This window comes from Actinophytocola sp., assembly GCF_036402745.1.
In the GTDB taxonomy this organism is placed as follows: domain Bacteria; phylum Actinomycetota; class Actinomycetes; order Mycobacteriales; family Pseudonocardiaceae; genus Actinophytocola.
In genome coordinates this window covers 1-8,521 of the sequence record NZ_DASWSJ010000144.1, presented here as the reverse complement: position 1 = coordinate 8,521, position 8,521 = coordinate 1, and the positions used below count along the sequence as shown (strand labels likewise).

8 protein-coding genes and 1 pseudogene are annotated in these 8,521 nt (G+C 72.4%); 3 read left to right on the top strand and 6 right to left on the bottom strand.

Annotated elements, in window-relative coordinates:
- Positions 1-340: 340 nt before the first annotated feature.
- The 5 genes from VGD70_RS14165 to VGD70_RS14145 form a co-directional block, all read right to left on the bottom strand.
- Positions 341-1,201 (bottom strand): alpha/beta hydrolase, encoded by an 861-nt coding sequence (locus VGD70_RS14165; RefSeq protein WP_331081888.1) that lies wholly within the window; start codon positions 1,199-1,201, stop codon positions 341-343.
- Positions 1,202-1,205: 4 nt separating this feature from the next.
- Positions 1,206-2,012, bottom strand: coding sequence for a 3-methyl-2-oxobutanoate hydroxymethyltransferase (locus VGD70_RS14160; protein ID WP_331081886.1), 807 nt, complete (start codon positions 2,010-2,012; stop codon positions 1,206-1,208).
- A gap of 14 nt (positions 2,013-2,026) precedes the next feature.
- Positions 2,027-2,575: a hypothetical protein gene (locus tag VGD70_RS14155; protein WP_331081884.1), complete on the bottom strand. Its 549-nt coding sequence runs from the start codon at positions 2,573-2,575 to the stop codon at positions 2,027-2,029.
- A 2-nt stretch (positions 2,576-2,577) separates the two neighbouring features.
- Complete coding sequence (locus tag VGD70_RS14150) at positions 2,578-3,864, bottom strand: Rieske 2Fe-2S domain-containing protein (RefSeq protein ID WP_331081882.1); 1,287 nt, start codon at positions 3,862-3,864, stop codon at positions 2,578-2,580.
- A 235-nt stretch (positions 3,865-4,099) separates the two neighbouring features.
- Complete coding sequence (locus VGD70_RS14145) at positions 4,100-5,662, bottom strand: amidase family protein (protein WP_331081881.1); 1,563 nt, start codon at positions 5,660-5,662, stop codon at positions 4,100-4,102.
- 248 nt (positions 5,663-5,910) lie between these two features.
- Between VGD70_RS14145 and VGD70_RS14140 the strand changes: the two genes are divergently transcribed.
- Both VGD70_RS14140 and VGD70_RS14135 read left to right on the top strand, forming a co-directional pair.
- On the top strand, positions 5,911-6,495 hold the full coding sequence (locus tag VGD70_RS14140; protein WP_331081879.1) for a hypothetical protein: 585 nt from the start codon (positions 5,911-5,913) through the stop codon (positions 6,493-6,495).
- Positions 6,479-7,144: a hypothetical protein gene (locus VGD70_RS14135; protein ID WP_331081877.1), complete on the top strand. Its 666-nt coding sequence runs from the start codon at positions 6,479-6,481 to the stop codon at positions 7,142-7,144. The genes VGD70_RS14140 and VGD70_RS14135 overlap by 17 nt, the downstream gene beginning before the upstream one ends.
- A 54-nt stretch (positions 7,145-7,198) precedes the next feature.
- On the opposite strand, the gene VGD70_RS14130 is transcribed toward VGD70_RS14135, so the two are convergent.
- Complete coding sequence (locus VGD70_RS14130) at positions 7,199-8,035, bottom strand: alpha/beta hydrolase (protein WP_331081875.1); 837 nt, start codon at positions 8,033-8,035, stop codon at positions 7,199-7,201.
- Between the two features lie 97 nt (positions 8,036-8,132).
- Between VGD70_RS14130 and VGD70_RS14125 the strand changes: the two are divergent.
- Positions 8,133-8,521, top strand: a pseudogene (locus tag VGD70_RS14125) (endonuclease/exonuclease/phosphatase family protein); the annotation flags it as partial.

Genomic DNA, 8,521 nt, shown 5'->3' with positions numbered 1-8,521 from the left:
GTTCAAGGGCGACCGGCACCAGCAGCGCCTGGACCAGATCGCCGCCCTCGAACGCGGCGAGCGGCTTTAGTGCTCCGTCAAGAAAGGTCCGGCACGATTCTCGGCGGCCCGGTCGACCGCCAGGACTAAGGCCTGTCTCATAGATCATCGTGTGAAGTCCTGCGCCACCACCGGAACCTCAGGGGACCGTGACGACACCCAGCCACCACCCACCCCGACACCCACACCATTCGCCGGAACGCAACGCACACTTTAAATCCCGGGGAGGCGGATTAGTGACGGCACCCAGCCACCATCCACCTCGACACCCGCACCATTCGCTGGGACGCAACGCACACTTTCAATCCCGGGGAGGCGGACTAGCCAGGAACTCGAGGATCCGCTTCGGCGCGGTCTCCGCCGTCTGCTCGGCGACGGGGGCGTCCCAGTAGTCGGCGCGGGGCAGGCACTCCTGCAGGTACCGGGCCGCCGACGTGGCGTGCGAGCTGTCCTCGCCGGGGACCACCAGCGCGGGGAGGTCCAGCAGCATCAGGTCCTCGGGCTCGGGGCCCGGCACGGTGTCGCGGTCGAACAGCAGGCGGGACATGCCGGTGACCACGACGGCGTAGCGCTCGGCGTCCCCGCGCGCATAAGCGGCCGCGAAGTCGGGGTCGCGCCGCAGGACCGTCACCCACGGGCCGACGCGCGGGTCCTGGGTGAAGGTCGAGTCGCCGCCCCGCGCCAACTCGGCGACCGGGGCGAGCCCGTGCTCGGCGACGAAGGCCAGGTGCCGCCCCAGCCGGGCGTGCTGAGCCATGCGGTACCTCGGCCCGCCGGCGGGGGAGTACAGCACCATGCTCGACACCCGCTCCGGGTGGGCCACCGCCAGCGTCGTGACGATGGAGCAGCCGACGCAGCCTCCCATGAGGTGCGCCCGCTCGATGCCGAGGTGGTCGAGCAAACCCTTGCCCTGCAACGCGTACGACCGCCAGCCGATGCGCTCGACGCGACCACCCGACTGGCCCGTCTCGCGCTTGTCGAAGGTGATGCACGTGTACCGGGCGGTGAGGTGGCCGAGCAGGTCGAGGCGGCGGTAGACGCCTTGGGACCGCCAGGTGTCGAGCGAGGCGTTGAAGCCGCCCGGCGAGAACATCAGCAGCGGCGGTCCCGCACCGGCCACCTCGTAGCGCGTGAGGATCCCGTCGATCGTCGTCGTGGGCACCGGCTCACCGGCCCTTGACCGGGCGGGCGGCGCGGACGTCCTCGGCGTAGGCGGTGATCGCGTCGTAGCTGATCCGCGCCACGTTGGCGTAGGTGTCCGGCGGGTCGTCCAGCCCCGACGCGGCGTAGCCGATGGCCGCGTTGGCCATCCGCATCCGCCCGTCGAGCCAGGGGCCGCCGCCGAAGCCGCCGAGCACGGGGATCGACACGGCCCGCGCCACCTCGGCGCCGACGACCGGCCCGGAGTTGGTGAAGTTGAGCAGCGACGCGCCGGCCGCCTCCAGCCGCTTGGCCTCGGCGACGAGCTCCTCGGTCATCTCCACCGGCACCGCCGCGCCCGCGCTGCCCGTGTAGGGCACGCCGTAGCGCAACGCGGTCTGCGGCGTGATCCCGAACTGGGCGAACACCGGGATGCCCGCCCGGTCGACCGCGGTGACCGCCTCGAGCTGGTCGGCCGCGCCGTCGAGCTTCACGAGGTCGACGCCGGCCTCCTTGACGAGCCGGATCGCGGCCCGCACGGCGGCGGCCGGCCCCTCCTGCAGCGGGCCGAACGGGAAGTCGCAGCTGACGAGCGCCCGGGTGACCCCGCGGCGGACCGCCTGGGCGACGACGATCATCTGCTCCATCGTCACCTCGAGCGGGTTCGCGTGCCCCCAGAGGTTGACGCCGACCGTGTCGCCGACGGAGACGATGTCCACGCCGGCCCGGTCGACGATCCGCGCCATCTGGTAGTCCCACACGACCACGCCGACGATCTTGGTGCCGGCCGGCTTCATCGCCTGCAGCGCGGGGATGGTGACCTTGGTGTCCATTCCAGACCTCCGGCTCAGGCCCGCAGCGCCGTGAGCACCTCGGACACGTCGTGCTCGTCGTAGGTCACCATGATCACCCGTGCGTGCGGGCGCAGCGCGGCCACCGCGGCGCCGGCGTCGTGCCCGCCGGCGAGCACGAGGCCCGCGGTCATGATGCCGCGCAGCGTGCAGGCGTCGCCGATGGCCGAGGCCACCGTGGCGCCGTCGTTGCCGGTGGCCACCATCACCGCGACGTCGGCCCCGGAGAGCACCTCGGACAGCAGCGACTCGGCGCCGTCGGTGCCGACGAGGACGATGTCGGCGAGGCTCCCGTCGACCGAACCGTCGACCGAACCGTTGACGGCACCATTGACCGCGGAACCGTTGCCGTTCGGGTGGAACGCCTTGAAGAACCGGGCGTCGGCCCACTCCTGCCGGGCGACCTGGCGGACCACCGGCTCGGCCGCGTCGTCCAGCGCGACCACCCGGGTGGCCCGGGCGGGCGCGATGGGCGCGTCGATCCGGAACCGGGCCTCTTTCGCCGTCGCCGCCTTGGCGCAGCTGTTGAGCAGGATCGGCTGCATGGTCACACCGAGTGCTGGGGGACGCCCGGCACGACGGTCACCGCGTCCCGGCTCGCCTCGAGGAAGGACTCCTCCCGGGGCAGCAGCACCGCGGCCGACCGCACCCGGTGGTGCGCCGGGTCGACCCCGGGTGGCGTGACTCCCTGGTCCCGCAAGGCGATCGCGGCCTTCCGCAGCTTCTGGCGCGCCTTGATGATGCCGCTGTCCGCGGCGACGAGCCGTTCCTTGGTGCGGTCGACGATGGGGCCGAGGCTCTCCTGCAGCGAGGCGTCCTGGATGGCGATGCCCCTGATGCCGGAGTAGTGCTCGCCGCGTTTCTGCGCCTCGCGGTCCATCAGGTAGTCGTTGTCCTTGTTCTGCACGGGCCGGTAGGTGCCGGGGATGTTCTCGCTGTGCACCCCGAAGCCGTCCATCATGGCCTGGCGCTCCTCGGGGGTGAGCGCGCGGACCGGGTGGTAGTCGAAGGTGTAGACCCAGCAGTTCTCGTCGTCGATCGGGACCCAGAAGTGGCCGTGCACCGGGTGGTCGCCGCGCGGCGGGACCATGGTGAAGGCGGGCATGACCCACGGGGTGATGCGCCAGTAGTAGTTGCCGTCCTCGGCCGTGCGCCGCGCGCCGACGAACAGGCCGCCGTCGGCCTCCGCCACCTCGAAGAAGGGCTTGAGGTCGGCCATGTTGTACTTGTTTCCCTTGGCGCCCTTGAAGAGCGGGTCGCTCTTGAGCGCCCCGGAGTGCAGCCAGGACACGTGGCTCGAGTCGATGCCGCCCTCCAGCGCCTGCAGCCAGTTGCTCTCCTGCCAGCGCTTGGAGGTGTAGGTCTGCTCCGGCGGCACGTGGACGAACTCGAACTCGGGCGGCGCGGGTTGCTTGGCCGGGTCGCCCAGGTAGGTCCACAGGATGTCGCCGACCTTGATCAGCGGGTAGGACGTGAGCTTGACGTTGGTGCAGAAGTTGCTGTTCGCCGGCTCGGAGGGCACCTCGAGGCACTGGCCGGTGACGTCGTACTTCCAGCCGTGGTAGGCACAGCGCAGGCCGCCCTCCTCGTTGCGCCCGAACCACAGGGAGGCGCCGCGGTGCGCGCAGAACTCGTCGATCAGCCCGTAGCGCCCGGTGCTGTCCCGGAAGCCGATGAGCCGCTCGGAGAGGAGCTTGACGCGTACCGGCGGACAGTCGTCCTCGGGCAGTTCCTCGGCGAGGAACGCCGGAATCCAGTACTGCCGAAAGAGATCCCCCATCGGCGTACCAGGCCCGGTCTGCGTCAACAGCTCGTTGAGCTCTGGTCTGAGCATGCTCGTCCCTCCCGCCGCCCGAAGTGCTAACTATCATACCATTAGACACTACGACCTCCGCAACGGTTCGGACCCGGGGGCGGAGGGCGGGCTCGGTCCCGGTCGGACGGGCAGCCGCGCTGCGCGCCAAGGTTGTGCGCCACGGAGGCTGCGCGGTCGGCGAAGTGCTGCGCCACGCCCCTCGGCGGGGTGGCGCAGCACTCCACGACCGGTCATTTTCCTGGCAGGGCGGCGATCACGGCGGGCAGGACGAGCAGTGGAACAGCGTCGGGTTGATCTCCGATGGCGGCCGGCGCAGCTTGCTGGCCTGCTCGTAGGCGTAGGCGTAACCCAGCAGCGCCGGCTCCGTCCAGGCCTGGCCCAGCAGGGAGATGTTGAACGGCCGCCTGTTCGCCGCCTGGTAGCCGGCCGGCACGGTGATCGACGGGTAGCCCGCGCGGGCGCCGATGGACGCGCTTCCGCTGCCCGCGAACAGCAGCGCGGTCAGGGTGTTGTCGCGCATCGCCGCGTCGATCCGGCCCTTGCTGTCGGCCAGGTCCTGGGCTCGGTCGGCCGCGTACCTGGCGGTGTCGGCACTGCCGGGGGTGAGGTCCATCGCCTGCGAGGTGAGGGCTCTGGCCTGGCCGAACTTCAGCGCGACCGGCGCGTGGGCCTCGTTGTAGGCCACCAGCTCCGCGAGCGACCCGATCGGCGCGTTGCGGGGGAGCCGGGCGAAGTACGCGTTGAGGTCCCGCTTGAACTCGTAGTTCAGCACCGTCGACCCGCCCGGGATGCTGCTGCCCGTGTCGAGCGTGACCGGCACCAGCGTCGCGCCCTGGCCCGCGAGCGCGGCGACCGCGGCGTCCCAGAGCACCCGGTTGTCCGTGCCCGCGGCCGGGATCTGGCTCTGCACCACGCCGATGCGCGCGCCCCGCAGGGCACCGGTGCTCAGGTCGGTGGTGAAGTCGTGGCCGGCGAGGGGGTTGTCCGCGGTGGCCGGGTCGAGGGGGTCGATGCCGGTGAGCGCGGTCAGCTCGGCGGCCGCGTCGGCCACGGACCTCGTCATCGGGCCCGCGGTGTCCTGGCTGGCGGCGATCGGCACGATGCCCGTGCGGCTGATGAGGCCGACGGTGGGCTTGATGCCCACGAGCGAGTTCGCCGCCGACGGGCTCAGGATCGACCCGGACGTCTCGGTGCCCACGGTCAGCGGGGCGAGCCCGGCGGCCGCCGCGGACCCGGAGCCCGCGCTCGACCCGCTCGGGGTCTGCGACACGTCGTACGGGTTGAGCACCTGGCCGCCGAGTGAGCTGTACCCGCCGGGCATGCCGTTGGCGAGGAAGTTGGCGAACTCGGTCAGGTTGGCCTTGCCGAGGATCACCGCGCCGGCGTCGCGGAGGTTGGTGACGAGCGAGGCGTCCTTGCTGGGGTAGGAGTCCTCGAGCGCGACCGAGCCCGCGGTGGTCGGCATGCCCTTCACGTCGATGTTGTCCTTGACCAGCACCGGGATGCCGAGCAGCGGGCCGTGCCGGCCGCCGCTCCTGCGCTTCTGGTCGGCCGCCTTCGCCTCGGCGAGCGCCCTGGGGTTGAGCGCCCGCACGGCGTTGAGTGACGGGCCCTGGGAGTTGAGCGCCTCGATGCGCTGGAGGTAGGCCTGGGTGAGGTCGACACTGGTGATCTTGCGATCGTCGAGGAGCCGGTCGAGCTGCGCGACGGTCGCGGTCTCGAGCTCGGCGGGGAACGGCGCCTGGTGCCGCTCGGGGCCGGCGGTGGACGTGGTCGTGGTCAGCGCGGTGACGAGGGCGGCGGCCGAGAGGGACACGGCCAAGAGTCTGCGGCGACGGGGGGTCATGGGGAAGATCCCACCCGCGCCCGGTTTCCGCCATGGTGCCAGGAGATTACGACGATGTGTTGGCGGCGCCCGCGTGCCGGCCCACCGGGTCCCGATGCTCCGCCGGCGAGCCGGCATACCGCCGAATGCCGCAATGTCCGGGTCCGGTTGTTTCTCCGCGACCGGATGAGGGCACTACTCGGTCGCCCGACCACGGACGTCCGAGGAAGGAGCGCGTGATGTCGACGGGAGCAATCGTCCTGATCATCGTCGTGGTGGTCCTGGTGATCGCGGGGGCCTTGTTCGCCGGACAGCTGATGCGGCGCCGGCGGCTGCGGGAGCGGTTCGGCCCGGAGTACGACCGCAGCATCGAGGAAGCCGACAACCGCAGGGTGGCCGAACGGGTGCTGACCGCGCGGCAGAAGCGGCACGCGGGCTTCGAGCTCAAGCCGCTGTCCGACAGTGCCCGCGTGCGCTACGCCCAGGAGTGGACGCTCGTCCAGGAGCACTTCGTCGACCAGCCCGACGAGGCGGTCGCCGGGGCGGAGAACCTGGTCGACAACGTGATGCGGGAGCGCGGCTACCCGACCGACGGCTTCGACCAGCAGGCGGCCGACCTGTCGGTGGACCACGCGACGGCGGTGGACCACTACCGCACCGGGCACGACATCCGGACCCGGCACGAGCAGGCCGGCGTGTCCACCGAGGACCTGCGGACGGCGTTGGTGCACTACCGGAAGGTCTTCGTCGCCCTGGTCGGCGTCGACGCCCCTCAGCACACGGACGACCGGGTCGAGGACCGGGTCGATGAGCACCGGAGGTAACGCCATGCGCCAGGAAGACCTGTCCCGCGAACGCACCGACGTCCCGCCCCCCGGCGACCGGAGGGTCGAGCCGCCCCGCGGCTACGACTACCCGGCGACCGACCGGATCCCGGTCCAGGGCGCCGCCCAGGCGAGACCCGAGCAGCCGCCCGCCTCCGAGGCCGCCGTCCAGGCGATGCCCGCACCCGTGCCCACGCCGGTGCCCGCGCCGGTGCCGGGAGCGGCCGAGCCGCCGGGCGCCCCTGCCGAGCCGCCGCCGGACTTCCGCAACGGCACCGACCCCGCCGCGCAGGCGACCGACCTCCGCGAGGGCACCGAGCCGCCCGGCCCGGTCGCCGCGGCCGACTGGCCCCGGCAACCCGCGGCGACGGCCGAGGAGGACAGCGGCGCCGTCCTGTTCGGCAGCGACGACATCGACCGCTTCCGCACCCGCTGGCGCGAGCTCCAGGCCGACTTCGTCGACGACCCGAAGCAGGCCGTCCGGGGTGCCGACGAGCTGGTGGGCGAGGTGGTCCGGTCGCTGGCCGAGATCTTCGCCCGGCACAAGCACGAGCTGGCAGGCGGGTGGCAGGGCGGCGGCGAGACCGAGGAGCTGCGGGTGGCCCTGCGCAGGTACCGCTCGTTCTTCGACCGGCTGCTCAACGCCTGACCCGCCAACCCGAACCGCCGGGGCCGCGACACCGGCGGTTCGCCCTGGGCGGGCTCAGCCGGCGTGCTCCCCGATCCACCGCAATGCGGCGTCGCCGGAGTTGAGGATCGAGATGTGGCCGTCCTCCGGGGTCAGGCGCAGCTCCGCGGTGGGGCAGTGGGTCGCGAGCCACCGGCCGTGCGTGCTGGGCACCACCCGGTCCCGCTCGCCGTGCAGGAGCAGGACCGGCACGGTGATCGCGGTGGGATCGAAGCCCCAGGGCGAGACGTAGGCGAGGTCGTCGTCGATCAGCGCGGCCGGGCCGGGCTCGATGGCCGGGCCCACCACCTCGCCGAACCAGGCCCACGCGCCGTCGAACGCGGCCAGGTCCGCGGGGGCGAACTCCATCTCGGGCTTGTCCTCGCTCGCCTCGTACCGTTCCTTGGCGGCGCGCCCTTCCGCGGCGGACCCGAGCGATCCCAGGCTCGCGTCCGACATGCCCGCGAACCAGTCGAGCCCATCGGCGCCGAACGGGGCGAGCCCGGCCGCGCTCACCGCGCAGACCACGCGCTCGGGCAGCAGCGCGGCGCACGCCAGGGCATGTGGTCCGCCACCGGAGTGGCCCATGACCGCGAACCGCTCGATACCCAGCGTGTCGACGACAGCGGCGACGTCCGCGGCCGCCGACGCGACGTCCCGGCCGGGCCGCGGCGTCGACCCGCCGTACGCGGGCCGGTCGTAGGCGACCCAGCGCAGGCCGAGCTCGGCGGCCGTGGCGAACAGCGGTTTGGGCGGCGCGCCGATGTTGGGGGTGCCGTGGTGCCAGACGACAGTGCGCCCGCCGCTGTCCGCGCCGGAGTCGTAGACGTGCAGGGTGCGGCCGTCGCCCAGGACAAGGTCGGTCTCGATCACCCGCAGAACCTATCGGCGGCCGCGCGGAAGGCGCCAGCGACCGGGTCCGGTGTTCCTACAATGGCAGGTGACCCAGCCGAGGCGAGCGGAGGACCCGATGCCTCGTCGAGCGCTTCGCACGCTGGGGCTGGTCTGCGCGCTGATGGGCCTGTTCGCTCTCCCCCTCACCGAGCCGGCCACGGCCGAGCGAACCGACGCGCCGCCGGTGATCGGTCCGGCCCACGGCGACACGCTGCAGGTCATGTCGTTCAACCTGCGGTTCGCCTCGGACCGCGGGCCGAACTCGTGGCCTCAGCGGCGGCCGGCCATGGCGCAGCTCCTGCGCCGCGAGCAGCCGACCGTGCTGGGCACGCAGGAAGGGTTGTACGCGCAGCTGAGGGACATCGAGGACGACCTGCCCGGGTACTACGACTGGATCGGCGAGGGCCGCGGGGGCGGCAGCCGCGACGAGTTCATGGCCATCTACTACGACTCCCGGCGGCTGGA

Coding starts and splice junctions, on each gene's coding strand:
- VGD70_RS14155 (WP_331081884.1), bottom strand. CDS start 2,575: ATGCAGCCGATCCTGCTCAACAGCTGCGCCAAGGCGGCGACGGCGAAA.
- VGD70_RS14135 (WP_331081877.1), top strand. CDS start 6,479: ATGAGCACCGGAGGTAACGCCATGCGCCAGGAAGACCTGTCCCGCGAA.
- VGD70_RS14160 (WP_331081886.1), bottom strand. CDS start 2,012: ATGGACACCAAGGTCACCATCCCCGCGCTGCAGGCGATGAAGCCGGCC.
- VGD70_RS14140 (WP_331081879.1), top strand. CDS start 5,911: ATGTCGACGGGAGCAATCGTCCTGATCATCGTCGTGGTGGTCCTGGTG.
- VGD70_RS14150 (WP_331081882.1), bottom strand. CDS start 3,864: ATGCTCAGACCAGAGCTCAACGAGCTGTTGACGCAGACCGGGCCTGGT.